Source organism: Sinomonas notoginsengisoli (assembly GCF_021554725.1).
Classification (GTDB): Bacteria; Actinomycetota; Actinomycetes; order Actinomycetales; family Micrococcaceae; genus Sinomonas; species Sinomonas notoginsengisoli.
Window position 1 is genome coordinate 806,376 of record NZ_JAIZDP010000001.1, and the last position, 26,162, is coordinate 832,537.

16 protein-coding genes are annotated in these 26,162 nt (G+C 64.0%); 4 read left to right on the forward strand and 12 right to left on the reverse strand.

Features of this window, described 5'->3' with window-relative positions; genetic code table 11:
• Nucleotides 1–7: 7 nt before the first annotated feature.
• The 3 genes from LF262_RS03790 to LF262_RS03800 are packed head-to-tail and all read right to left on the reverse strand — an operon-like array spanning nucleotide 8 to nucleotide 2,086.
• Complete coding sequence (locus LF262_RS03790; protein WP_235778909.1) at nucleotides 8–904, reverse strand: glycosyltransferase family 2 protein; 897 nt, start codon at nucleotides 902–904, stop codon at nucleotides 8–10.
• Nucleotides 894–1,310: a DUF2304 domain-containing protein gene (locus tag LF262_RS03795; RefSeq protein WP_235778910.1), complete on the reverse strand. Its 417-nt coding sequence runs from the start codon at nucleotides 1,308–1,310 to the stop codon at nucleotides 894–896. The genes LF262_RS03790 and LF262_RS03795 overlap by 11 nt, the downstream gene beginning before the upstream one ends.
• Nucleotides 1,307–2,086 carry a glycosyltransferase family 2 protein gene (locus tag LF262_RS03800; protein WP_235778911.1) on the reverse strand — a complete coding sequence of 260 codons (780 nt, stop codon included), beginning with the start codon at nucleotides 2,084–2,086 and terminating at the stop codon, nucleotides 1,307–1,309. Before LF262_RS03800 ends, LF262_RS03795 begins: the two co-directional genes overlap by 4 nt.
• A 102-nt stretch (nucleotides 2,087–2,188) precedes the next feature.
• Between LF262_RS03800 and LF262_RS03805 the strand changes: the two genes are divergently transcribed.
• Together LF262_RS03805 and LF262_RS03810 are read left to right on the forward strand one after the other, a co-directional pair.
• Nucleotides 2,189–4,234, forward strand: a complete 2,046-nt coding sequence (locus LF262_RS03805; protein WP_235778912.1) for a DUF6541 family protein — start codon at nucleotides 2,189–2,191, stop codon at nucleotides 4,232–4,234.
• A gap of 181 nt (nucleotides 4,235–4,415) precedes the next feature.
• Nucleotides 4,416–5,306, forward strand: coding sequence for an ABC transporter substrate-binding protein (locus LF262_RS03810; protein WP_235778913.1), 891 nt, complete (start codon nucleotides 4,416–4,418; stop codon nucleotides 5,304–5,306).
• Between the two features lie 14 nt (nucleotides 5,307–5,320).
• Here LF262_RS03810 and LF262_RS03815 read toward each other — a convergent pair whose 3' ends face one another.
• The 6 genes from LF262_RS03815 to glf form a co-directional block, all read right to left on the reverse strand.
• On the reverse strand, nucleotides 5,321–7,294 hold the full coding sequence (locus LF262_RS03815) for a DUF6541 family protein (RefSeq protein WP_235778914.1): 1,974 nt from the start codon (nucleotides 7,292–7,294) through the stop codon (nucleotides 5,321–5,323).
• Nucleotides 7,295–7,316: 22 nt separating this feature from the next.
• Nucleotides 7,317–9,284, reverse strand: coding sequence for a DUF6541 family protein (locus tag LF262_RS03820; protein ID WP_235778915.1), 1,968 nt, complete (start codon nucleotides 9,282–9,284; stop codon nucleotides 7,317–7,319).
• 40 nt (nucleotides 9,285–9,324) lie between these two features.
• The gene (locus LF262_RS03825) at nucleotides 9,325–10,059 is read right to left on the reverse strand and encodes an ABC transporter ATP-binding protein (protein WP_235778916.1); all 735 of its coding nucleotides are present in this window, start codon (nucleotides 10,057–10,059) and stop codon (nucleotides 9,325–9,327) included.
• A gap of 2 nt (nucleotides 10,060–10,061) precedes the next feature.
• On the reverse strand, nucleotides 10,062–10,919 hold the full coding sequence (locus LF262_RS03830) for an ABC transporter permease (RefSeq protein WP_235778917.1): 858 nt from the start codon (nucleotides 10,917–10,919) through the stop codon (nucleotides 10,062–10,064).
• On the reverse strand, nucleotides 10,916–12,829 hold the full coding sequence (locus LF262_RS03835; RefSeq protein WP_235779294.1) for a glycosyltransferase: 1,914 nt from the start codon (nucleotides 12,827–12,829) through the stop codon (nucleotides 10,916–10,918). Before LF262_RS03835 ends, LF262_RS03830 begins: the two co-directional genes overlap by 4 nt.
• An 89-nt stretch (nucleotides 12,830–12,918) precedes the next feature.
• Entirely contained in the window at nucleotides 12,919–14,106 is a 1,188-nt protein-coding gene (gene glf, locus LF262_RS03840; protein WP_235778918.1) for a UDP-galactopyranose mutase, read from the reverse strand.
• Nucleotides 14,107–14,327: 221 nt separating this feature from the next.
• Here glf and LF262_RS03845 point away from each other — a divergent pair, with 221 nt between their 5' ends.
• Complete coding sequence (locus LF262_RS03845; protein WP_235778919.1) at nucleotides 14,328–18,548, forward strand: FtsK/SpoIIIE domain-containing protein; 4,221 nt, start codon at nucleotides 14,328–14,330, stop codon at nucleotides 18,546–18,548.
• On the opposite strand, the gene LF262_RS03850 is transcribed toward LF262_RS03845, so the two are convergent.
• On the reverse strand, nucleotides 18,539–19,006 hold the full coding sequence (locus tag LF262_RS03850; protein ID WP_235778920.1) for a hypothetical protein: 468 nt from the start codon (nucleotides 19,004–19,006) through the stop codon (nucleotides 18,539–18,541). The two genes, LF262_RS03845 and LF262_RS03850, sit on opposite strands and share 10 nt — an antisense overlap.
• A 266-nt stretch (nucleotides 19,007–19,272) precedes the next feature.
• Here LF262_RS03850 and LF262_RS03855 point away from each other — a divergent pair, with 266 nt between their 5' ends.
• Entirely contained in the window at nucleotides 19,273–19,521 is a 249-nt protein-coding gene (locus tag LF262_RS03855; RefSeq protein ID WP_235778921.1) for a WhiB family transcriptional regulator, read from the forward strand.
• Nucleotides 19,522–19,650: 129 nt separating this feature from the next.
• On the opposite strand, the gene LF262_RS03860 is transcribed toward LF262_RS03855, so the two are convergent.
• Both LF262_RS03860 and LF262_RS03865 read right to left on the reverse strand, forming a co-directional pair.
• Nucleotides 19,651–21,123: a sensor histidine kinase gene (locus LF262_RS03860; protein ID WP_235778922.1), complete on the reverse strand. Its 1,473-nt coding sequence runs from the start codon at nucleotides 21,121–21,123 to the stop codon at nucleotides 19,651–19,653.
• A gap of 125 nt (nucleotides 21,124–21,248) precedes the next feature.
• Nucleotides 21,249–26,150, reverse strand: a complete 4,902-nt coding sequence (locus tag LF262_RS03865; protein WP_372462717.1) for an NAD-glutamate dehydrogenase — start codon at nucleotides 26,148–26,150, stop codon at nucleotides 21,249–21,251.
• Between the last annotated feature and the right edge of the window lie 12 nt (nucleotides 26,151–26,162).

Sequence of the window (26,162 nt, forward strand, 5' to 3'; positions counted from 1 at the left end):
GGGTGTGTTAGGGCCGCAGAGCGTGAGCAGTGAGCTTCTTCAGGCCTGGCCACATACGCTTCTGGACAACCTTCGGGGTGAGCGAAACCGCGTTGAGGCGCGAGGTGAGGTGAATGCGGGCTGCGCGGGCGGCCTTGGTCCATCCGAGCCGGGCGAAGTCAACCGCGCACTCGTCGAAGAACGCGCGCTCCTCGGCGAAGCGCCTTCCATCGAGGGCCCGGACCGAGGAGTCCGACTCGCGGTGGCGTCGATACTGGAAGCACACGGAATCAGCGACGAGCATTTTTCCGCCGTGCATAATGATATCCATCGCAAGCGCGAGATCCTGGACCACGTTGTACTGCTCGCGGAAGTCGTGCCTGAGGATCGCCTCCGCGCGCCAGGCGACCGACGGGAAGTACAGCCAGTCTCCAGTGATCAGGCTCTCCGCGATGGCTTCGCCCTCGATGATCGCCTCCGAGGCGCCGCCCACGGCCATGCGGCGCAAGAAGGTTTTGACTCGGTCACCGAGCGGCTCGTAGATGGAGCCGTTCTCGTCGATCACCTCGACGCCGGGCTGGACAATCGAGATCTCGGGATTCTGGAAGGCCTTCCGGATCGTACCAATGTAGTTTGGCAGCATGATGTCGTCGGCGCCCATGATGACGACGACGTCGTGCTCGACGAGCGAGAGGCACTTCTTGTAGTTGCCGTTGGCGCCGAGGTTCGTCTCATTTCGGAAGTACCGCACACGGCTGTCCCCGTCGACGAGGCTCTGGAAGTACTGGGGCAGCGTCACGTCTGGGTATCCGTCGTCGACGATCGTCAAGCGGAAGTCCCTGTCCTCCTGAGCGAGCACAGAGGCCACGGCGGCCTTCATCATGGCAACGTCCCCGTAGTAGGGAAACATCACGTCAATGGTCACGGTCAACCTCTTCTGGTGTGATCTGGCGTGCGGGGTGGACGGCGGCGGGGATGTCCGCGGTCGATAGGGAGCTGCGGAGGGAATCGAGGGATTGGCGCAGGATGGCGACCTCCTCGGCGAGCGTCCTGGTCTCTTCCTCAAGGACTGTTAGCTCGCGCGAAACGTGGAGGCCGACTCCAACAAGCAACACGATGGACAGCGCGAAGAGCAGGTTCGCGGGCACCTTGATGCCCACGAGGGAGGCGGCCCAGTCCAGCAGGCTCGGGAAGGCTCCGAGGATGATGGTGAGGCCGCCGACGACGAGCCAGAGGATCGCGTACTTCTCCCGGAGCTTTCCCGATCGGAGCATGACGAGGACGGTCAGCACCATGCCGACCGCGACGACCAGCGAGAAGGCGACACTCATGCTGCGACCCCCTTCTCTCCGGCCACGTCCCCCACGGTGGGTGAGTCGATATCGGCGGGGTTCTTGGTCCTCGGGCGCGCAAGGGCAAAGCACAGCACCAAGCCGGAGCGCGCCAGATAGATGGTTGCCTTCCACGGACTGTGACTAGGCGTTCCCGCTTGGCGCGCCTTCATCTCGACCGGCACCTGTGTGACCCTGCACCCAGACTTGACGGCGACGACGAGCGAATCGATCGTATCGCCGAGGTATTCCGCGGGGAAGTGCTCCATGTACTGGTGCAGTGCCTTGCGATTCGCCGCCCGGAAGCCCGAGGTGACGTCGGTGAGCTTGGTGCCGGCCACGGCGGAGATGACCTTGGCAAGGACCACCATCGCCCATCGCCGCGGACCCTTCGCGTCATAGCTGCCGCGACCTGCGAAGCGTGCGCCGATGCAGATGTCTGCGCTCTCAAGCCCAGCGAGAACTCGGTCGATGTCATGCGGGTCGTGCTGCCCATCGGAATCGACTTGAATTGCCCGGGAATAGCCATTGCGGATTGCGTACTTGAAACCTGCGCGCATAGCGCCGCCTACACCCAGATTGAACGGCAAGCGCAGGACGGCGGCACCTGCCTCCGCGGCGATGCGCGCAGTCGCATCCTTCGACCCGTCGTCGACGACCAGGATGTCGTGCTGCGGGACCACGGCCTGGACGCTCCTGATGGTGTCGCCGATGGCCTCCGCCTCGTTCCATGCGGGCATGATGATGAGCGCGCCTGATCGCCTCGGTGTACCCATGATTCGCAACTATACCAACAGGCAGAGACTCCCCTGTGCACGTTGAGCCCAGACGAACAAGGCATACTTAGGGGGTTCACCCAGCGCGAGGAGCCCTAGTAGATGACCTGGATGCAGACCATCCCGACCTTCGCCGCCGCTTTGGCTGTCATGTTCGCCCCCGGTCTTGCCATCCTCGCCGCTGGCGGCGTTAGGCGGCTCAACCTCGCGGCTCTGTCAGCTCCGGTCTCCACCACGCTGTCCGGCTGTATTGCAGTGGTCGCTCCTTTCCTAGGCCAGCCCTTCACGCCCGTTCTCTACTTCGGGACCGCTGCTGTCGTATGCCTGCTGGTAGTGGCGATCCGGCTCGTGCTCCGAGTCCGCACGGAGGGCCTCCATCCAACTGCGGAGCTGGCCTGCAACGGCCCTCTGGCACACCAGGATCTGGGCAGAATGACGGCCGTCCTCGCCGCCCCAGCAGGCATCGCGGTCGCGGCCCTGGTAATCGGCTACAGGTACATGTCGGGATTCGGCAGCCCGGAGAACTTCTCGCAGACTTTCGACAATATCTACCACCTCAATGCCGTCCGTCACATCGCTGACACCCTTAATGGATCGTCGCTGACACTTGGCAACCTGACCCCGGATTCGCAAGCGTTCTACCCTGCCGCCATGCACGACTCCATGGCCGTCGTGGCCCAGCTCACGGGCGAAAGTATTCCGGTTGTGGTGAATGTAGTCACCATTGCGACTGGCGCTCTCGTGTGGCCGGCGTCCTGCCTCTTCCTGATCAGCCGCATCGTCGGATATCGGCCAGTCCCGCTCATGGCGGCTGGCGTCCTTTCAGCTGGATTCAGCGCCTTCCCGTACCTAATGGTCGCGTTCGGAGTCCTATACCCCAACCATGCCGCGATCGCGCTGCTGCCCGCGGTGCTCGGGCTCGGAATCGAAGCCGTTGGGATGGCCGTGAACCGCGGCAATTCGTTCGGAGCCCCGATCATCATGATCGCCGCGACCCTTCCCGGTCTGGCCCTCACTCACCCAAGCACAGCCATTGCATTCCTTGCATTCCTCGCTCCCGTTGTACTGGGAAAGGCAGACCGCTCATGGAAGGAATACCGCGACAGGATCAGCACACGCAAGATCTCGTGGTGGTGGACCGGCTTCGCAATTTTTTATCTCATGGCACTCACCATTGTGTGGATCAAGGTCCGCCCGAGCCTTGGCGCTGCGCCTTGGACGCCCTTCCAATCGAACGCGCGCGCTCTCGGCGAGATTGTGTCGGCCGCGCCGATGGGTACCACAGCGAGTTGGGTACTGCTCCCCTTGACGATCATCGGACTCTACGTGTTGGCCCGGCGCCTCAGAAGAATGTGGTCGATCCTCGGCGTGTACCTTGTGGGCGCGCTACTCTACATGGTCGTCTCGAGCTGGAGTCCCGGAGCTTTCCGAACGTTCCTTGCCGGCGTCTGGTACAACGACAGCTTCAGGCTGGCCGCATTGCTGCCGGTTACGACGTTGCCCGTAGTGGTCCTCGGCGCCGAGTGGCTCGCCTGGCGGGTTCGCGCTGCAACTGAATGGCTCATCCGTTCTTTCGCGATGCGCGCCACCCGGACAGGTGCGAAGAATCTGACGACCGTATCAGGTATCGCGCCGATCACCTCGGCCGTCTCTGTGTGGGTGCTTATTGCGGTTCTGGCGACCATGGGACAAGGCGGCACCCTGTCCATAGTCCAGAAGCGAATCTCCACAATCTGGGCATTGACCTCGGCCTCTGATCTTGTCGATTCAGATGAGCTCGCACTCATCGATCGGATCCCGGCCCTTGTCCCCTCAACGGACACCATCGTAGCCAATCCATATATGGGCGGATCATTGGTGTATGCGCTTGCGGACCGTTCCACAGTCGCGCCTCATGTGTTCGGCAATCGCACGCCCGATGAAGAGACTGTCCTCGACCATTGGGACGAGGCTGCCTACAATACCGCGGTCTGCCCCGCTATTAAGAGGCTGAAAGCCTATTGGGCGTTGGACTTCGGCACTCAAACGGTCATCCCCATGCCCGATCCGTACGTCGGTCTAAATGATCTCACTTCCGGTCTTGCGCCCAGAGTGACGCTTGTCGCAGACCAAGGCCACGCGCGCCTCTTCCATGTCACCTGCCCGTAGCTCAAGTCAATTCAGTGATTGGACCCCCTCCGTGAACCACCGGACCCGTCCTCGCAACCCCACGCGGAGGAGCTTCATCACAATGGGAGTCGCCGGCTTGCTCGGCCTCACAGGCTGCAGCGGCCAGAAGCCAGACCCGAGTGCGAGTTCATTTCCGGTCCAGATACAGCACAAGCTAGGCGTGACCGTGATCGATCGGGAGCCCCGGCACGTTGCGACACTCGGGTGGTCGGCCCAGGACATCTGCGTGGAGCTGGGCGTCCTGCCGGTTAGTTACGCCAAGGCAACCGAGCCACCTGGAGGGACTGCTCCCTGGTTCACCAATGCCGTCACGGCAATGGATTCATTGCTTCCCCGATCGTATTCGGACGAGAGCGGTCTACCTCTGATGGACCTACGCGACATCCGGCCCGACCTGATCCTCGCGGTCAATGCATCGTTCGCACAATGGGCGTACCCCGATCTCGTTCAGATTGCGCCGACCGTGGCGTGGCCCGGCCGGGGAAAAAATACTCCCTGGCGAGAATCAACTTCCATTGTTGCCCGGGCTCTGGGAAAGACAGCTCAGGGCTCCGAACTCGTCAGCGCCGTTGAAACCACGATCCATAGGGCAGCAGCCAATTACCCGACTCTGACAGGAAAGACGTTTCTCGTCGTCGAAGCCAGTGCCGCTCCCGGGGCAGACTTCATCCTGCATACCCGCGATTCGAACGCGGTTCGCGTCATCGAGGACTTCGGTCTGGTTTCCTCCCCCGCCCTAGAGGGACTCATTGCACAGGCAGTGCCATCTTCTTCTGATCGTGGGCCCGTCACTGTGCGCTGGCCGGTAGACCGATCAGGCGAACTCGCAGCAGATATTGTTGTCGTCTCGTGCCCTAAGAGCGACCAGGAGACACTCCGAGACAACAAAGTTCTCCGCGGAATCCCGGCCTGGGGCAAGCAGGCAATCGCTGTAATTACGCAAGAGGTCGACATGTTTTCACTGGTCGCTGCTTCTCCTACGTCTGTGAAGTGGGCCGTCAAGACGGTCATGCCCGCTCTCGCCCGCTGTGCATGGCGCAGCGTGCAATGAGGGCCGAGCTCGATTCACTGGCAGACGACCACACGGTAGAGCTTCGCTGCGCCCTGCTCGTCCACGAGCTCCACGGCTGAAGAGCTGCTGAGATCCTCGAGTCCAAGATAGATGTGGTGGCCGTTGTGCACCTCACGCATTCCGAAGTCGAGGACGTAATTCACATGGAGGGCATGAATGGCCGTACAGGCTTCAGCATCGGCCGGAGCATTCCGAAGGCCCCGGTTGATGGCGTCGACTTGGGGGCCGGTCGGAGCCAACATATGAGGCTGGATTGTGCGACGATCGGCAAATGCATAAGCAAGTGCGGTGCCGGTCCAAGGGTTTCCCGCCAGCACCGCGGACGATGGCACCTCGTTGTCAATTCGGTCGAGAAGAGCGAGCTCATCTGAGCTCAGGAGTGGTGAGTCATTAGTCAAGGTGTAGAGCGGCCTCACATTGGCCTCCTCACGAAGATACTGGGGGCCACGCGAACCCAGCACAGGTACTGCCAGCACAAGCACGACCGCCGCCGAGGCACTAATGATAGTGACGTACCCCCTGCGGGCGACGCCATTCTCGAGGCGAAGTGACAACACGCGAACTCCCGCCTTGACGATCAGCCGATGAGCTCGGAGCACGCCTGCAACGAGGACAGGGATCGCGCCCATTGGCAGCATAGCCGCCAGCCGGAAGTTGTCGTTGTACCAGATTCCGACAATAAGGCTGCGCACTCGCCCATCGTCGAAGCTCGAGGCCGCGACAAACAGCAATGCACTCGTAAGGAAGATCCATAGAGCTGAACGCAGGGAGCGCCGCATCGCGATTTCAAACAGGCCAAGAACCATCAGCACCCCAGTTAGCCAGACCGCACCCATACCGAGCGGAGAGACAAATAGTGTCTCGCCGATGGCCTGAGGGATACTCTGTACAGGCTTCCAGCCGGCGCTCGGAGGGCGAACATACCGCCACAATATGAATCCAATGATGAGGTACGCGATACAGCCTCCGGTCCAGACGACTCTTCCGCGTGTAGTGTGCTCCTGAGAGCCTAATCGCCGCATCGCACGGACATAGAGGACCGTCATAAGCGGTAGGCTAAAGGCCAGAGCCGACATAAACGCATTGGGGTGGACGAGCGAAGCGCCAGCCAGAGTAATAGCGAGTACGAGGAAGGACGCGGGATCGAGACCAGTGGATTTGGGGGCAGCCCCGAAGGCAGTCACAAGCAGCCCGATGCAGAACGGCAGCAATGCAAGGGCTAAATAATTCGGGTACAGCACGCCGAAATCGACCATCAAGAGCGGGAAGGCGGCAAACGAGGCGGACAGCACCGCAGCAGAAAGCACGGCCAGCACATTGCGAGACACCGTTTGGCGCACAAGGAAAAGCACGCCGAGAGGCCAGACCAGTGCCCCAATCACCACATTGGTTACGTTGACCGAGACTGGAATGGAGACGCCGGAAACGTTCCCGACAAGGGACACCAGAGCGTGCCACCCGGCTGGGTAGAACGGCTCTCCAGTGAGGCGCCCCACGGACAACGAAGAGGCGTTGCCGGTGTCCGCGATGTATCTGAGCGCGTTGAGGTGAAACACGTTGTCGAACGTTTGGGAGAAAGCGCCGGGCTCTCCGAAGATCGACATGAGCGAACTTCCGATGAGCAGCGCCGCACAACCGATCCCGACGGTAGTGGCGACCCACATCGGAGGCTGATCCGCTAACCCGTTGAGGGAGCTGAGCAGGAGTCCTCTGAACGCGAATCTGCGGACAATCCAGGCGACCATACTCACCAGCGCAGTCACCGATAAGAGCGGGACGACGCCCCATTCCATCCGAACCCACGGTGCCGTGGTCGACGCGAGGACGACGCACGCCACCGAGAGCGATGGCGCCGCCGCCAGCATGGCGAAACCCCGGAGTCCCAGGCAAAGCCCCAACATCAAACCCGGACCCATTACGACGAGCACTACGACGCCGAAGGCCGGGGTAACGGCCACCCAATCCACTAAACGGTCCTTTCGAGGTACATCAGTTCGGTGTACCGCATGCGTTCACCATGTATAGGCGATTCTGTCCGATCGAAGCGACAAGCGAAAATCCCGGCGAGTGGTCCAGCCCCGCTATTCCTGGATATTTGGAGTTCTGAGGGTTTCCTGGCAGGTAAATGAGTTCATCCGAGTTGATGGCGTAGTAGGCATGCAAGCGCCGCACGGCCTCGCACACCGTGGGGTCGGACGCGGCCTTATTTAACCTTTCGGCCAAGGTGATTGCCTCAGGCGACGAACGCGAGAGCACATGGGGGAAAAGCACCTTCGTTCCGGACACCATATAGGCCCAGGCACTTCCATCCCACGGATTATTAGCTATGACATCACCGCGCGGGACAAAATCCGGAAGCTCTTCGTACAGATGAAACTCGTCTGCCGACATGAGCGGGGAGCCAGCGCTGAGGTTGTAATTCTTCCCAGCTGCGTTAGCGGCTTCAGGCACGTTTGTCGACTGACCAAGGAGAATGGCGGCCACCACGACAAAAGCGCCCACGACGTGCGGGACTGCTCGAGCAATTCGGAGCGAATCAACGTTGGCACTCTGACGAATCCGCCGTTGAACGGACGCTAAGACATGCCGGAATGCGCCCACCCCGAGAAGCAGGCATACGGTGACGCTCCCCGCTGCAACCCGGTGTGCGTCGTCGTACCACCCGCCCGTGAGGAAAGCACGGACCGGCGAGGGGTCCGCGGACGCGACGGTGACGAAGAGGAGGCCCCACAGTAGATAGCTGACGCCAAGCCAGCGCCACGGTTTCCTCAGCCCGAACGTCACGAGGCCGACTAGCGCGGGCATGGCAGCGGCGAATCCTGCCATCGACCCACCGTAGGCTGACAACAGGTACTCGCCGGTGGCCTGCGCCGGATTCTCAAAGGGCGGCCACGTAATCGTGTATGAGCTTATGGGGAACGGCCGAAGCAGTATCCATACACAGACCGCGGCTGCCGCGAAGACGACGGGCAGAGCCCACCGGTAAATCTGGACTACGCGCCGCGAGTGAATGGCCTCTTTGGATGCGACCCTAACCAACCGAGCGGCCACCAGCGGCACGACGGCAACCATGGCCGTAAGAATAGTATTAGGGTGCACCAGAGTGATTCCAGCGGTTCCGAGAATGATGGCCAAGACGAGTGGCACCGCGCGCGCTGCGCGGAGCTTCTGGAGCATAATTCGTGCGAGTGCAATCAGCGCTAGAACGAGTGACATCCCATAGAAATTCGGATAGAGAACGCCCCAATCCAAGTTCATGAAGGGGAAGGCCGTAAACGATGCTGCGAGCACTCCTGCGCATAGGTCGACGATATAGCCTCTCCCGAAGAAGGTGCGAGACGCGTAGATCGCTGACAAGGGCCAGAGTATTGCAGCAATGACTACGTTGGAGGCGGCCACAGCGGCAGGGATGGACGCTCCAGTCGAAATCACCACCAATGATACGAGGTCATGCCAAGCGCCAGGATAGAACGATGCCGACCCGCCGTCCGCTGCCCCGAGGTTCAACGAAGACGCATTGCGGTAGTCAAGGATGTACCTGATCGCGTTCAGATGGAAAATGTTATCCGCGGTCTGCGACACGTAGTGAGGGGATCCAAATACGTAAATGCAGCGGACGCCTATGATCAATGCCGAAACGAGCAGCCCCACCACGGTGCTCCATGTGATGGAAGGCGCAAGAGTCGAAGACACGCCAGCCTTCAACGTCCATGGACTCTCGTGTGCACCGCGTCCGATCCATCTCGCAAGCGCCATGAAGGCGCTCGCCACAAAAGTACCCACGGCGAGCGTCGCCAAAGCCCATTCCATCCCAAAGAATGGCGCTGCAACCCCTGAGACTCCGATAACTCCGGCGCTAAGCAGCGGCGCGACGCCCAGCGCTCCAAAACGACGAAAACCGGCACAAAGCGCCACTACCAGCCCCGGCAGTATGGCTAAAAGCGCCGCTGCGACCATAGCCGGGACGGCTGGCAGCCATGCCGAGGTCATCGGCAACTCACCTGTTCTGCGCTCTGAGCTGCGATATAGCCTCCTCGACCGGCCCGTCGAACGCAATCCGGCCCTTCTCCAGGATGATACCCCGACTGCAGATCTTCGGAACAAGGTCGAGGTCGTGGCTCACAACAACAAGAGTTCTTCCCTCCGCGGCGAGTTCTTTGATTTTTGCGATGCACTTCTTCTGGAAAGGCTCATCACCAACTGCAAGAATCTCATCTACGAGGAACACCTCGGGGTCCGTGTGTACCGCCACAGAAAAGGCCAGGCGCAGGTACATGCCCGACGAATAGAACTTGACCTCTGTATCAATGAATTCACCGATCTCAGAAAAACTGACGATCGAGTCGAAGCGCTCGTTGATCTGAGCTTCGCTCATACCAAGAATCGCGCCATTGAGATAAACATTGTCGCGGCCCGTGAGGTCGTGGTGGAAGCCAGCGCCGACCTCGATCAAACCGGCCACCAGCCCCCGCGTCAGGACTGTCCCAGAATCCGGTGTCATGACGCCCGAGATGTGTTTGAGGAGCGTCGACTTCCCCGAGCCGTTGAAACCGAGAAGGGCGACGCTCTCGCCCTGTTCGACACTAAGACAGACATCATTGAGGGCAAAGAACTTCTGGCTGAGGTCGCCCTTACGGCCCCTGATCAGCCAGACAAGCGCCTCCTTGAGCGACCGCGTGTGGCGGAGAACAAACTGCTTGTTGACATTGCTGACTTCGATCGCGGTGGCCACGCTCAGAGCTCCTGCGCGAAACGGCCCTCAAGCCGTCGGAACGTGTACTGTCCGGCCACCACCACGACCGTCGAGGTCACAAGCCCTATTGGGAGCCACAGGGCGAGAAGGTGGGGGGGAAGCTCGGCTGATCCACTCGTCGTCGGGTACCAGAACGCGTAGTGGAAGACCTCCACCGCGATCGTAAGGGGATTGGCCTGGTAAAACGTCAAGAATGCGGTGCCCAACGCGTCTCGGACCATCGTCCAGACGTAGAGCACGGGAGAGGCCCACGTGACGACCATGAGCAAGAGGTCAACGATGTTCTCAAAGTCGCGGAAGTACACGTTCACCGACCCGAAAAACAGGCCTAGACCCGTTGCAAGCAACGCGACCACGACGAAGGCGGCGACGGCCGCTGCAAGCTGCAGCAACGATGGGTGCCATCCCGAGAAAATGCACGCCACAACCAGGACAACCAGCTGTGGGAAGAAGTGCACCCCCGATACCCAAACCGATGCAACGGGAAACAACTCCCTCGGAAGATAGATCTTCTTGATGAGGCTTCCATTACCCACGATCGAGCGCGCAGCGTTTCCCAGAGCCTCAGAGAAGAAGTTGATAAGAATGATGCCGGAGAAGAGGTAGACCGCGTAGTTCTCTGTACCCTTATTGAGCCCAAGGAATACCCCAAGAGCCAAATAGAACACTAAGAACTGGACGCCCGGCTTCACATAGGACCATAGGAGGCCCAGAACTGAACCGCGATATCGGACCTTGAGTTCTTTGCGGACAAGCAGCTTGAGCAGGAACCTCGCACGGAAAGCATCTGCCAGCCCAGCACCAGAACCGGGCCTGACCAGATCTTGCGCACTGCTCACCGCGAATCGCTCAGTGTGTGCTCGTTGAAGGTCTCCCGCCACGACTCGATCGAGGTCAGGTCGTGAAGTGCGTTTTTGTACTCCGAGCTCAGTGAGCGCCAGCGAGTCAAGAGGTCGGCATGCAGCTTCGCGCTCTCGGCAAGCATCCGCCGCAGGGTGCGCGGGTCGCGCCTGTACCAGGATGCACCCGTCCCCTCGGCGTTTGAGACGATCGCGGAGTCATACTGCGACATCCGCCACCACTTGTTGTCTATGTGAGGCACGTTCGCCTGAGGCCGTTCCTTGCTCTGCTCGACGACAGGCTTCGCAAGCTGCCGCACGACGGTCTTCAGGGCCCATGGCACGAGCATGGCGGAATTTGGGCGGCGGAAGCCTTGACCGTGCCGCGGAGGCTTCGCCATGCGAGGTGGGGGGAAGTCGTCCGGATCGGGCTTCAACATTGAGTCCGTGTACGTTGAAAGCATCTTCCGAATCTCCGGAAGCTTGGTTTCGAGGATGCCAGGAAGGTGCTTCGGCCCTTTCAACAGATCCCGAAGTGCCCAGGACCGGCCCTGCACCGTCGCATATTGCATCGACATCAGGTGCTTGACATCGTCCTGCTGCAGTTCACGGATGACGCGTCCGCCGAGCTCGTAGGGGCTGTGCAGGAGAGCCGTAATGGCACGGTTTCGGGTGTGGAAGTAGGCCTGCCAGCCAACCAAGTCGTCCTTATCGACCCACGAGACATGCCACACCCCTGCGCCCGGCATCGAGACCGTCGGAAAGCCACGTTCCTTGGCGCGTAGGCCGTACTCGGCGTCGTCCCACTTGATGAAGATTGGAAGCGACAGCCCGATCTCACGGATGACAGAAGTCGGGATGAGGCACATCCACCACCCGTTGTAGTCCACGTCGGCGCGTCGGTGGAGCCACGGCGTCTGGCGCAGGTTCGAGACCATGAAGTCATGACCGAGCTCCGCGTCCTCGCTCGGCAGAGCCGGCTGGATGCGATACGGGTTGACGACTTCACCGAAGGTATGGAGGACGGTGCGGTTGTAGAGGTCGAACATGTGGCCCCCCACGAGCGTGGGCGTCTTGCAGCGATCGGCAAACGTCACGAGACGCAGGATGCTCTCGGTCTCCACCACGATGTCGTCGTCCATGAGCAGCACGTAGTCGCTGCCATTCGCCACCGCCTCATACATACCGCGGGAGAAACCGCCCGATCCGCCGAGGTTCCTCTGCTCGATGACCCGCAGTCGGCCCCCGAGCCGCGCCCTCACGTCGTCAAAGCCCTCGGCACGCGCGACCTTGTCGCTGCCCTGATCCACGATCAGGATCTCCTGGAGGACGTCGAGCGCCTCCGCGTCCTGGGCAAGCAGCCGCAGGTTGTTCAAGCAGAAGTCAGTCTTGTTCAGCGTCGTGATCTGGAGGGTCACGGTGCCTCGTCGCGGCGCCGGCCCAGACGTCTGCCACTCCGCACCTCGGACCACCACCGGCCCCGACCCTGCGACCACATCGAACCAGTACCATCCGCCATCGCCGAATGGCTTGAGCGAGAGGTCGAAGACGGTCGTCGTCTGACCCTCAACGCTCGCTGAGTCGACCCGTTGGAGGGAGCCCCGGGAATTCGACTTGTAGACAACGATCGCACCCGTACCAGACGTCGTGACGCTCAACCGTACAGAGTCGACCGTCGTCCAGCGCCGCCAATAGCTCGCGGGGAATGCATTGAAGTAGGTGCCGAAAGACACGCGGTCGCCCGGTCGCGCCGCCATCGAGAAGCGCGAGACGAAGTCTTCGGAGTGGGCCTCAGGTGTGGGGCTGCTGACCGTTCGCGGCTTCTGGTCATCACTAGCCGTGAAGCCAGTCTTCGGAATCCGCACTCCAGCTGCCGCGCCCATGTCCACGTAAAGGGGAACCGTGTCCATCTGCTCCTGCGGGGGGAGAATGAGCCGCTGGAGTGTCTGCCACTCCTGCTGAGAATCGTCCCGCGTGGTCACCTTGGCATCAACCGCTGTCACTCGTCCACTCCTCCGCTCACGAGGGCCTCGCCGTCTTCGAAGTGCGGCTTGATCCTGTTCTCGAACATCGATAGGGCGGACCCGATGGCCATGTGCATGTCGAGGTACTTGTAGGTGCCAAGCCGCCCACCGAAGAGCACGTTGTTCTCCGCCTTGGCGAGGTCGCGGTACGCGAGCACCTTGGCGCGGTCGGATTCCGTGTTGATCGGGTAGTAGGGCTCGTCGCCCTTCTCGGCGAAGCGGGAGAACTCGCGCATGATGACCGTCTTCTCGGTCTGGTAGTTCCGCTCCGGGTGGAAGTGTCGCGGCTCGATGATACGGGTGTACGGCACGTCCGGGTCGTTGTAGTTGACCACCGAGGTGCCCTGGAAGTCGCCCGTGTCGAGAACCTCCTCCTCGAAATCGATCGTGCGCCATGAGAGGTCGCCCTCGGCGAAGTCGAAGTACCGGTCCACCGGGCCGGTGTAGACCACCGGGACGTTGCCCACCACATTGCCCTTGCTCACGGACTGCGACTCGTCGAAGAAGTCAGTGCTCAGCTGCACCGTGATGTTGGGGTGGTCGGCCATGCGCTCGATCCAGGCGGTGTAGCCCTGAGTGGGCAGGCCCTCAAATGTGTCGTTAAAGTACCGGTTGTCATACGTGTAGCGCACTGGCAAGCGAGAGATGATGCCGGCGGGCAGATCCTTGGGGTCCGTCTGCCACTGCTTGCCTGTGTAGTGCTTGATGAATGCCTCGTACAGCGGGCGGCCGATGAGCTGGATGCCCTTGTCGTTCAGGTTCTGCGGGTCCGTCCCAGCGAGCTCGCCAGCCTGCTCCGAGATCAGAGCGCGTGCCTCCGCAGGGCTATAGTTCGCGCGGAAGAACTGGTTGATCGTCCCGAGGTTGATTGGCAGCGGGAAGACCTCGCCCTTGTGGACTCCGTAGACGCGGTGCACATAGTTCGTGAATGTTGTGTACTTGTTGGCGTAGTCCCAGACCTTCTGATTAGAGGTGTGGAAGAGATGGGCGCCGTAGCGGTGGACCTCAATTCCTGTCTGGCCCTCGGTCTCGCTGTACGCGTTGCCGCCGATGTGATGCCGGCGGTCGATCACTGTGACGTTGAGCCCCAGCTCGTTGGCCGCCCTCTCAGCCACGGTAAGCCCGAAGAATCCGGATCCGACAACGACGAGGTCTGCAGTCAAGGTGTCTCCCTGTGAGAAAGGCGGACCGCCGCCGGTCAGGGGGCAGCGAGCCAGATGTCCGGGGTTTAGGTTACCCGGTCTTGGCGCCGAACCCTGAATCCTGCCAACTCAGCACACTCGCCGGGATCTGGGTTATCCACAACGAAGCGCACCCCTTGGCGGGCGGCACTACATCCCTCCTAACCTGAGGAAGGTGCACGAACACGTTCGACAGGGGGGTCATGGAACTGCATCTCACACTCCTCGTGCCCGGCGCCTACCTCGCCGCGGACGGTCGGTTGCGGAGAGAGCTCGTGATCAACGCCATGGAAGGCGCCTCGGGCGCAGACGTCGCCGCAGCTCTCGCCCGCGAACTCGGGGCGAGAGCCTGCACCGCCGAGGGCAAGCGGCTCGAGCACCTCACAGTCGGGACAGCCCCGCTGAGCAACGGCGCCGTCATTGTAGCTGGCGGGACAGCTCACATTCCGCAGGCCCCTCCCCCGCTGTGTCTCGTCGTGCATACCGGCCCAGCCGCAGGAACGGTCATCCCACTCCGACGGGGCCCACTCCGGATCGGCCGTGCACCTGATGTCACCACACCCCACGCGGCCCTCGCCGACCCGGATCTGTCGCGCGAGCACGCCGAGATCGAGGTGACCGATTCCGGCATCGTGCTGCGAGACCTCGGAAGCGCCAACGGCGTATGGGCAGGCGGCCGACGCATTGAGCGCGCAGAGATGTCAACCGGGCAGGAGTTCCGGTTCGGCTCGAGCACCTGCGCTCTGACCTTCAGCGACGACATCCCGCTCTTGGACCCGGACGCCGGAGGCGGCCACCCGTCGCCCCTGCGCGTGGCGCGGCATGCGACGCCGGCCCGCAAGGCCGCAATGCTCACAATGGCAGTTCTCCCGCTCGTTGTCGGCGTGGCCATGGCCCTGGCCACGGGAATGTGGATGTTCCTGGCCTTCACTGCCGTCTCGGCGATTTCGCTCCTGATCCCTCTGGTCGAGGGACGCGCCGCCCGCCGGGACTTCGAGCGTCGCCTCCATGCCGCGGCCGACGACGACGCTTCCCGCCGCCGTCGTTTAGCGCCGGACGTCGGGGTACTGGCCCGAGCCGCCGGTGTGTCGCCCAGGAACGATCCCCGCACGGCCAGCCCACGTCCGCCCGTCGGACCTACGGAGGCAGTCACGGCAGCGAGGGCCGGAGCACTCGCGACCACAGTAATGGCCCAGGAACGGCCGTCCCCGATATACCTTCGCCTCGGAACAGCGCGTGAGTCGGCACATGTCACCATCGAGCCCGCCGACCGGAGAACGGTGCTCCCGGTGTTGGAAGCCGCCCCGTTGACAGTGCGGCTTCAAGGACGCATTGCCGTGCACGGGGGCGTCGCTGACGTGACAGGCCTCCTGCATTCCCTCATGCTCCAGCTCGCAGTCCTACCAGCAGCAGAGGGACTCCGAATCGTGGTCGCGAGCGGTCGAGGGGAAACCCGGCTTGCGGCACGGTACCTCCCGCGCGTGGACGTCGTCCCTTGGGGCGAGAGCCCCAAGGCGCTCGAAGCCAGGGCGACCCGCGGCGCGCGAGCAGTTCTCGTCCTTCTCCCGGACGGCCTCCCCGGCGATGCCGACTCCGGAACCGGGCATTGGCTAGGCTCATGCGCCCGGGCAGCATCGGAGCTGGAATGGCCAGTCATCGGTCCATCCGCCGCACTCGGCGCATCACCCGACGTCCTCGTGCGGCTCGACAGCACGCGTTCGGTGGTCACCATCAACGGTGCGCTGACCGAGACCACGCCTGCGCAACCTGCGAGCCGACAATTCGCTCCGGATCTGGTTCCACACGCGGTGTTCGAGGCGGCAGCCCGGCGTGCCGGAGCGCGCACGGAGTACCAGGCCGATACAGGGATCCCGGAGCGTTGCGGCCTCGAGGAACTCGTTGCATTGGATGCCGCGGGCATGTCAGCAGCGTGGGGACGAAGCGGGAGAGAACGCGGTCTGCCGATTCCACTAGGACGCTCACAGGTCGGACCCGCAGTCCTTGACCTCGTAGCCGACGGCCCGCACGTGCTCGTTGCCGGAACCACAGGGTCGGGCAAGTCAGAACTTCTGCGCAGCCTCGTTGCGGCCGCTGCAGCAACGTATGCGCCGGACCGGCTGACGTTCCTGTTCCTGGATTTCAAAGGCGGCTCGGGCCTTGAGCCGCTCGCAGGTCTTCCGCACTGCGTAGGACTCGTCACCGATCTGGCCGAGGGCGGAATGGACCGGACCCTTGCGTCCCTGCGCGCAGAGCTCAAGCGCCGCGAGAGGGTGCTCCAGGAGTCGCACACCGGCGACGTGGAAGACTACGGCAACCGTGGAGGACTCATGCCGCGTCTGGTCCTCGTCGTCGACGAGTTCAGGATGCTCGTCGAAGAAGCCCCAGCCGCACTCGGCGAGCTCATGCGCATCGCAACCGTGGGCCGCTCTCTGGGGATGCACCTCGTGATGGCCACCCAACGGCCTCAGGGAGCGATCTCGGCTGACATCCGCGCCAACGTGACGACAAGCATCGGGCTCAGGATGCAGCACGACGCGGAGTCGTCCGACGTCATCGGCAGCCCGCTCTCAGCGCACATCCCGGTAGGACTCCCGGGGCGGGCGTACCTCTCCGTCGGCGGAGGTCCACCCCTCGCGTTCCAATCCGCCTCCCTTGGGCTCGCCGCGACCTCCAGTGTGCAGAGGCGTGTTGACGTGGCAGATGCGCTCGTATGGCTCGACCGACGCGCTGAATCCGCGAGCGAGGTGCAGCTTTCCCCTGCTCAGGCGGCCGCTCCGCTCGTCTCCGCCGCCGTCGAGGCCTGGGCACAGCGCGGCGGTTGGTCCGTCCCACGTCCTCTGGCACCGGCGCTTCCGAACGCCCTCGTCTGGGATCCGGCGGGAAGACCCCACGACGAGGAGACATCGGAGGTGCTCCTAGGCATCGTCGATCTGCCCCATGAGCAGCGCACCACGGCCCTGACGTGGTCTCCCGCCCGTGACGGCCATCTGGCCCTGATAGGCGCCGCGTCGGCGGGGACAGCGGGGACGTTTGCCGCCGTTGCGGCACAGCTGGCCGGGAACGCCATCACCCGGCATCTCTACATCCTCGATGGGGACGGCTCACTCGCCTTCCTCCGTGACCACCCCCGCGTGGGATCCTACGTCGGAGTCGGCGAACTCCGGCGCGCGGCCCGTGTGATCGCTAGACTCGGCGAGGAATGTGCGGAGAGGCTGGCCCGGACACGTGGCGAGGAGCCCGATGTGGCGCTGGTCCTCGTTGTGTCGGCTTGGGGCACGTGGATCTCGGCCCTGCGCCAAAGTCCCCATGCTTGGGCGGAGGAGGCCCTCGGAGGCCTCCTCCGCGACGGGGCGATGGCCGCGCTGTCCGTTCTCGCAGCAGGAGAGCGTGAGCTCGTCTCTTCCCGGGTATTCGGCAGCATCCCCGCGAGGCTCTTCTTCCCGCTCGGCTCGACCGACGAGGCGCGGCTTTCCTGGCCCCGCCTTCCCCCGATGCCGTCTCTCCGGGGTCGCGCCGGCGCCGCTGGGACCATTGTCGAGGGCGGGCCATACACTGCCCACTGCTACGACCACTCGTCGGGCTCCCTTGACGCCAGCCGACACCTGCTGCGCGGACTTCCTCGCCGGCGGAGCCTGCGCGAGCCCCGCCCGTTCCGGATCGACCCCCTTCCCGCGACAGCACCCGCCCACGCGGTAGCAGCCCTCGCGGCGGTGTGGCCGGCCACAGCTGGCGTCGCGTGGGAGGCCGGTCAACCGTTCGGGGGGCAAGGGCGCCTGTCCGGCGGGCGAGCACCCAGGATCGGGGCCGCGGACGGCGGGAACGACCGCAGGCGGCTCGTGGTGGGCCTCGCGGGAGACGAGGCCATGCCCCTGTCGCTGCGTGTGGATCGAGGTGAGGTCCTCCTGGCACTCGGTGCATCCTGCGCAGGCAAGAGCGCGTTCCTCGCGGCACTGCCGACAATGAACCCCGGGGTCGGCTTCGTCTCCGTCGAGTCGGAAGAGCGCCTGTCACGGTGGAGTTCGCTGCTCGAGCAGCTCACAGGCACAGGTGCCGTACCGGACACTGGGCGCGTCCCCATAGTCCTGGTCGATGACGCCGACCACCTCGGTACTGAGGAAAACCATCTTCTGTCACAGCTGCTCGACACGGGCGCGTCCATGGTGGCCACGGCCGCATACAGCCCCAACCTCTACGCGCGGTGCCCACTCGCCCTGAGGGTCCGCTCCGCGGGGACTGGAATCCTCATTGGACCGCGGACATCGGGCGACGGCGACGTGTTCGGCGTCCGGGTTGACGTTCCCGGCCCTGTGCCGTCCGGCCGCGCGGTGGCCCTCATCGACGGACGACAGGTCGACGTCCAGCTCGGCTGCGTACTCACGCCCTCCCAAGACACTGTCCTCCCGGACGGTCGCGGTCAGGGCTGACGCGGTGCCCCGGCCCCGGGGTCCCCTGTCTCCGGTTCCCCGGAGTCCTTCCGGCGCCTCGGTCCTTGGCTGAATGCCAGAACCCGCTGCTCGAAGAGGAGGAGGAGCGCGATGACAGCGGGGACAACGATGGCAAGGCCAAACGAGATGACACCACTCGTGAGCGTCGGGACGCCGATGGTCAGGGCGAAGAGCTGAGCCACGAGCACCACCGAACGAGGCCACCGCCGCCCACGCCACAGAAAGATTCCGGCGGACGCGAACCATGCCGCGAAGGCCGCAAGAAGCACGAGTGTGAAGGCAGCACCGCCCGGTGACGTCGCGGCCTGGCCGGCCAGAAGGGACACAGCATAGAACACAGCGAAGCCGGCGAGCACTGCAGCCTCAAGAAGCACGATGGCTACGAGCGCGAGGAGAGTCCAGGGCCGCCGGACGGGTGCGGGATCTGCGGGGGGCACACCCGCACGATACCCGAGTCGTCCAGGGTCAATGGAGCAGACCCTGCCAACCCGCACCCGCTAAAACCGGAGAAGGATACAGCGAGTGTGACGCATCCCTCTCATTTCGGGCGCGAATCCTTGCCATGACCCCTTGTTTACGCCCAGTTAAAGTGACAACGTTAACGGAGTTGACCGCGGGGCCCCAAAGGCCCCTTTGCTTTGGATGGCCTCGTGAATGTTTTCACAAGCGTGCTGTCCCCCGAGAACGGAGTTGCTCTACCACCATGGATTGGCGTGATCGCGCAGCCTGCCTCGACAAGGATCCCGAGCTATTCTTCCCCGTCGGGAACACCGGGCCCGCCCTCCTGCAGATCGAAGAGGCCAAGAGCGTCTGCCGTCGCTGCCCAGTGGTCGATACGTGCCTCCAATGGGCCATCGAGTCTGGTCAGGACGCCGGTGTCTGGGGCGGTATGAGCGAAGATGAGCGCCGCGCGCTCAAACGGCGGGCCGCACGCGCCCGCCGCGCTTCCTGAGCATCCTTCTCCGGCGGCGGAACGCCGAGGACGCCTCCGCCCGGAGCAGCCAAGCTGCTCCGGGCGGAGGCGTCTTCGCTGCCTGAGGGCCCTCAGGACCGCGTCCCTTGGCTGACCGCAGGCGAAGTCTCATGTCTGGTCGATGCGCAGCACAATCCTCACGACCGTTCCGCCGCCGGGGCGCTCCTGCCGTTCGATGGTCCCGTTGAGCTCACTGGTCACGAGGGTCCGTACGATCTGGAGGCCCAGCCCCTCGTGGCGGTCGGCCCCCGCTGCCAGCCCGACGCCGTCGTCCGCTATCGTCACCTCGAGTTCCTCGGCTCCCGATTCGTCCCTGCGACGGTGCGCAGTGAGCCACACCGTGCCCGAACGGTCGGCCAGCCCGTGCTCCACGGCATTCGTCACAAGTTCATTGATCACGAGCGCGAGCGGCGTGGCGAAGTCACTGGGAAGATTGCCGAACTCTCCTCGACGCTTGGTGGCGACATGCTGCCCCTCCGTCGCAACCTCGACCGACAGCCGGAACTGGCGGCCGATGAGCTCGTCGAAGTCGACCGTCTGGGTGAGCCCCTGGGACAGGGTCTCGTGCACAAGCGCGATCGTCGCGACGCGGCGCATGGCCTGCTCGAGCCCCTGCTTGGCCTCGTCGCTCTTCATGCGCCTGGACTGCATCCGCAGGAGCGCCGCGACGGTCTGGAGATTGTTCTTCACCCGGTGGTGGATCTCGCGAATCGTCGCGTCCTTGGTCACGAGCTCCATCTCGCGCCTCCGCAGCTCGGAGACGTCACGGCACAGCACCAGTGCACCGAAACGCTCGTGCTCGTCACGGAGCGGAATTGCCCGGAGCGAGAGGCTCACACCGCGGGATTCGATCTCGCTGCGCCATGGCATCCGCCCCGTGACGACGAGCGGAAGCGTCTCGTCCACGAGCCGACGGTCCTTCAGGAGCGCGGTCGCGACCTCGGCCAGCGACCTCCCCTCAAGGGAGTCGACGCCGCCGAGGCGACGGAATGCGGAGACGCCATTGGGACTCGCATACTGGACGATGCCCTCGGCGTCGAGCCTGATGAGGCCATCGCCCACCCGCGGCGCGCCCCTTCGGGATCCGGTGGGTGAGGCGAAGTCCGGCCAGAGGCCGAGCGTTCCCATCCGCAGGAGATCGTACGCGCATTGCCGGTAGGTGAGTTCGAGACGGCTTGGCATCCGCGAACTCGAAAGATCCAGATGGGAGGTCACAACGGCGAGTGTGCGGCCGTTGCGCACGAACGGCACGGCCTCGACCCGCAGGGCCATCTCCGAGTTGAAGCTTGTTTCGTGATGGCGCTCGATCGACTGGGACGCCCACGCCTTGTCAACGAGCGGTTTGAGGTCCGACCGGATCCTCTCCCCCACGAAGTCGCTGTGGAACACCGTGTGGGTGGTGGACGGGCGCACATGCGCCAACGCGATGTAGCCGTCGTCCGGATCCGGGAACCAGAGCGCGAGGTCCGCGAACGCGAGGTCGGCCACGAGTTGCCAGTCTCCCACGAGCAGGTGCAGCCACTCGGCATCCCCAGGGCCGAAGTCTGCGTGCTCCCTGATCGGGTCCGTGAAGATGGCCACCTGCACCGCCTTGTCTCAAACTTTCTCTCGCCGAGCGCCACCCGCATGCCGGGAACCGCGATCCGCCGCGGGAACAACCGAGGCCGCGGGGATTCATGTCCCCGCGGCCTCAGGCGTCCAAGCGCCTAGTGGCGCACGATCGACCGCAGCAGCCTCAATGCTACCGAGAGCGAGGCCATGTCGTCCCGTTCGAGGGCGTTGACCTCGGCGAACATGGCTGCAGCACGGTCAAGCTGCTCGCGGTTCTCGCCCTCCCAGATGGTAAGGCGCGCCTCCGGGGAGAGCGTGTCCGGAGCGGCCTCCATGACCGAGCTCGTGAGGTCGGCGACGGTGCTGTACAGGTCGTCGCGCAGCGCCGCCCGAGCAAGGGCCTCCCACCGGTCCCGCCGGGGCAGTGCCGTGATCCGCTCGAGCAGTCCGTCCACCCGGAAGCGGTCGAACACCGTGTAGTACACGCCAGCGACCTGCTCGACGCCGGCTCCCGTCGTCTGAGCGATCCGGGCGACGTCGAGGAGTGCATAGCTCTCGAACAGCTCGGCCCAGCGGTGGGCAAGCTGCTCGGGAAGGCCCCACTCGCGAGCCCGGTCGAGCCAGGCTGAGACACGCTCGGCGTCCTGCCCTCGCAGGTAGTCGAGGAGTTTGGCGCGCAGCGTCGCAAGCGGGGCACGGTACTTCGCCACCACGTCGGCGATCTCCTGCCCCGCCATGCCTTCATGCAGCAGCCAGCGGACGGCGCGGTCGAGGAGTCGCCTGACGTCGAGATGGATCGCTGTCCAGTGTTCCGTGGGGAACGAAGCCGGGAGCGTGTTGATCGCATCCGTCATCTCGTCGAGGCCATACACCTCGCGCAGTGCCACGAACGCCTTGGCAACTGAGACGGGCGTTGCGCTCGTTTCCTCGATCGTGCGGAAGGCGAAGGTGATCCCGCCAAGGTTGATCATGTCGTTCGCCACAACCGTTGCGATGATTTCGCGGCGCAGCGGGTGGCTGGCGAGGTCACCCTCGAAGCGCTCGGCCAGCTCGGCCGGGAAGTACTCGCGCAGCGTGTCCTCGAACCACGGATCGTCGGCGAGGTCGCTGTCGCGCAGAACCTCGCTGAGTTCGATCTTGGCATAGGCGACGAGGACCGCGAGTTCGGGCGCGGTGAGCCCTTGGCCCTGCTCAAGACGCTTGTGCAACTGCGACGTAGTCGGGAGCGCTTCGAGCTCCCGCTTGAGGTCGGCTTCCGTCTCGAGCCAGTCCATGAGGCGCTCGTAGCTCGGGCTCCACTCGACGACCCTCGCACGGTCATTGACGAGCAGGATGTTCTGGTCGATGTTGTCGGCCAGGACGAGCCGGCCGACCTCGTCCGTCATCGACGCCAGGAAAGCGGCCCGCTCCTGCGCGGCCAGCTTGCCCGCGGCCACCATGCGGTCCACGAAGATCTTGATGTTGACCTCGTGGTCAGAGGTGTCGACGCCCGCAGAGTTGTCGATCGCGTCCGTGTTGATGATGACGCCCTGGAGCGCGGCCTCGATACGGCCCCGCTGGGTGAAGCCGAGGTTGCCGCCCTCGCCCACAACCTTGACGCGGAGGTCGCGCCCATCAACGCGGATGGAGTCATTTGCCTTGTCGCCAACCTCGGCGTTCGTCTCCCCGCTGGACTTGACATATGTTCCGATGCCGCCGTTGTAGAAGAGGTCCACCGGTGCGAGCAGCACGGCCTGGAGCATGTCGTTCACGCTCAGCTGGGTGGTCCCGGCGGGGAGGCCCAGGGCAGCGCGTACCTCGTCGGAGACTGGGATCCATTTCGCCGTACGCGGGTACACGCCGCCGCCGGCGCTGATCAGCTCGCGGTCGTAGTCGTCCCATGAGGAGCGCGGGAGGTCGAAGAGGCGCCGCCGTTCCGCATAGGAGGCCGCGGCGTCGGGCGTCGGGTCGAGGAAGATATGGCGATGGTCGAATGCCGCGACAAGGCGGATGTGCTCCGAGAGCAGCATGCCATTGCCGAACACGTCCCCCGACATGTCCCCCACGCCGACCACGGTGAAGTCCTCGGTCTGAGTGTCGACGTCGAGCTCGCTGAAGTGGCGCTTCACAGACTCCCAGGCGCCGCGCGCGGTGATGCCCATGGCCTTGTGGTCGTACCCGACGGAACCCCCGGACGCAAAAGCGTCGCCAAGCCAGAAGCCGTACTCCTTGGAGAGCCCGTTCGCAATGTCCGAGAAGCTCGCTGTGCCCTTGTCCGCCGCCACAACAAGATAGGTGTCGTCGTCGTCGTGGCGCACGACGCCGGCGGGCGGCACGACCTTCTCCCTCACCCCTCCGCCGTCCCCGGCTCCCTGCCTGTGCTCCATCACGCGGTTGTCGGTGATGTCGAGCAGGCCGCGGATGAAGGTCTTGTAGCTCTCCACGCCCTCGGCCAGCCACGCAGCGCGGTCGAGCGACGGATCGGGGAGACGCTTGGCGTAGAAACCGCCCTTGGCACCGGTGGGGACGATCACGGCGTTCTTGACCACCTGCGCCTTCACGAGCCCGAGGATTTCGGTGCGGAAGTCCTCACGGCGGTCGGACCACCGGAGCCCGCCGCGGGCCACCTTGCCGAACCTCAGGTGCACGCCCTCGACCCGCGGGGAGTAGACCCAGATCTCGTAGGCCGGCTTCGGCGAGGGCAGGCCCTCGATCATCCCGGGCCGCAGCTTGAAGCTCAGGTACGTGTGGCCAAGGTAGTAGTTGGTGCGGAGCGTTGACTCGATGAGATTGATGAACGCGCGCAGGACGCGGTCGGCGTCGAGCGTCGGAACCCGCTCGAGTTCCGCGTCGAGCTCCCCCTTGAGGCGGCCCGTGCGCGCAGTGCGCTCGGAGTCGACGAGCTCGGGGTCGAAACGGGCCTCGAAGTACTCGACGAGCCGGCGTGTCACCGCGGGGTTGTTGAGGAGGGTGTCGGCGACGAATCCGAACGAGTTCATGTTCCCGATCTGGCGCATGTACTTCGCGTACGCACGCAGCATCTGCGTCTGCCTGGAGTGGAGGCCCTCGTGCAGTACGAGCCGGTCGATGCTGTCCGACTCAGTCTCCCCGGAGAGCGCGAGGCTGAAGGACTCCGCAAGGAGTTCGCCGGTCGACATAGGGTCCACGCCCGCGGGGTACTTTAGTCCGAGATCGTAGAGGAAGAACTCCCGCGAGTCCCCTGTCTCAATCTCGAACGGCCTCTCGTCGAGGACCTCGAGTCCGAGGTTGTGGAAGTACGGCAGGATCTGGCTCAGGCTCTTGGGCTCGAAGATGTAGAGCTTGACCCGGGCATCCTCCTCGAGCGCCTCATCCTCTCTGGGCAGGTAGACGTGCACAGCCGGGCGCTCTGCAACCGCAACGCCCTCGGCCGTGGAAGCTCCGGCACGCTCGGAGGCGTACTCCTCGAACCGCGTGATGTCTTCGAGCGCGTCCTCAATGCTGAAGTCGACCCGATACGACGCTGGGAACGCCTCCCCCCACACCGCCGCGAGGTGCTCAGCCTGGTCGAGCGGACGCTGCTCATGCAGGACCTGCGCGATGCCCTCGCTCCACGACCGCGTTGCCGTCACCAGGCGCTGCTCGAGCGCTTCTTTGTCGACGGCGCTCAGATCCACGGCCGCCGAGTCTGCGTCCTTGGGCAGCCGGATCCGGAAGTAGAGTCGGGCGAGCGCTGAATCGCTCATCTGCGAGTCGTAGTCAATGGAGGAGGAGTGGAACTCCTTCTCCAGCTCCTGCTCGATGCGACGGCGCACCGCCGTGTTGTATCTGTCCTTCGGGAGGTAGACAACGGCATTCATGAAGCGCCCGTAGATGTCCGGGCGGAGGAAGAGGCGCGTCCGGCGGCGCTCCTGAAGCCGCTGGATCCGAGTCACGGTGTCGAAGAGCGACTCGGTGTCCATCTGCATGAGCTCGTCACGGGGATAGGTCTCAAGGATCGCGAGGAGGTCCTTCCCGGAATGCGAGTCGGCGGGGAAGCCCGAGGCGCGCATGACGCGCTCAATCTTGTCCTTGATGATCGGGACGGTCCGCGCGGACTGCGTGTATGCAGTGGACGCGAAGAGCCCGATGAAGCGGCGCTCGCCATCGACTTGGCCCTGCGCGTCGAAGCGCTTGATGCCGATGTAGTCGAGGTAGGTCCGGCGGTGGACCGTGCTACGGGAGTTGGCCTTCGTGATGTTCAGAGCGCGCCGTTCGCGTGCATGGGCCTGGCCCTCCGCGGTGAGGTGCTGGAGGGAGTGCGAGCCGTCGCCGCGCAGCAGACCCAGTCCGCTGCCCTCGACGAGTTCGAGGACGTCCTCGCCATCGACCGATTTGAGGTCGTACTCACGGTAGCCGAGGAACGTGAAGTTCCCCGCGTCGAGCCAGCGCAGGAGCTCCTGGGTCGATTTGAGGTCGGGAATGTCCTCCGCCCCGGCGACAGACTCGAGGCTGTCGGCGATCTGGAGCGCTTTGGCCCGCATGGGCTGCCAGTCCTCGACGGCCGCGCGAACGTCGCCGAGCACACGCCGGAGGCCCTCGACGAGCTCGGCCTTGGCCGCTGCCCCTACGCGGTTGGTCTCGACCGCAATCCATGACTCAATGTGCGTCGAATTGTCGCCATCGGACACGAGCGCGCTGAGCTGCGGCATGGCAGCTGTGTCACCGCTCGACATGCCCCATTGGGCTGGCACGCGGTCGACGGAGACGATCGACCCATCGCTCTTGCGACGGGTCACCACGAACATCGGATGGACCACGAGGTGGATCGGCGCACCCTGGCGTGAAAGTTCGGCGCTCACGGAGTCGACGAGGAACGGCATGTCGTCCGTGACGATGTAGACGATGCTCCTGCTGCCCTCATCGGTGATGGCGATATTCGACGTGCCGGTCTCCCGGCCCTCCGCGATGGTCCAGTGCTGCCGCGCACGCTCTGCGAGCGCCTCGGCCGGGTACGCCTGCCTGTCCTCCTCCGCCAGATGCTCGTAATAGTCGGAGCGGAATCGGGATTCCTGGTCCGCTGACGGAAATGGGGTCTGCTGCGCAGTACCGGTCGCCACCCTGGCTCGCCT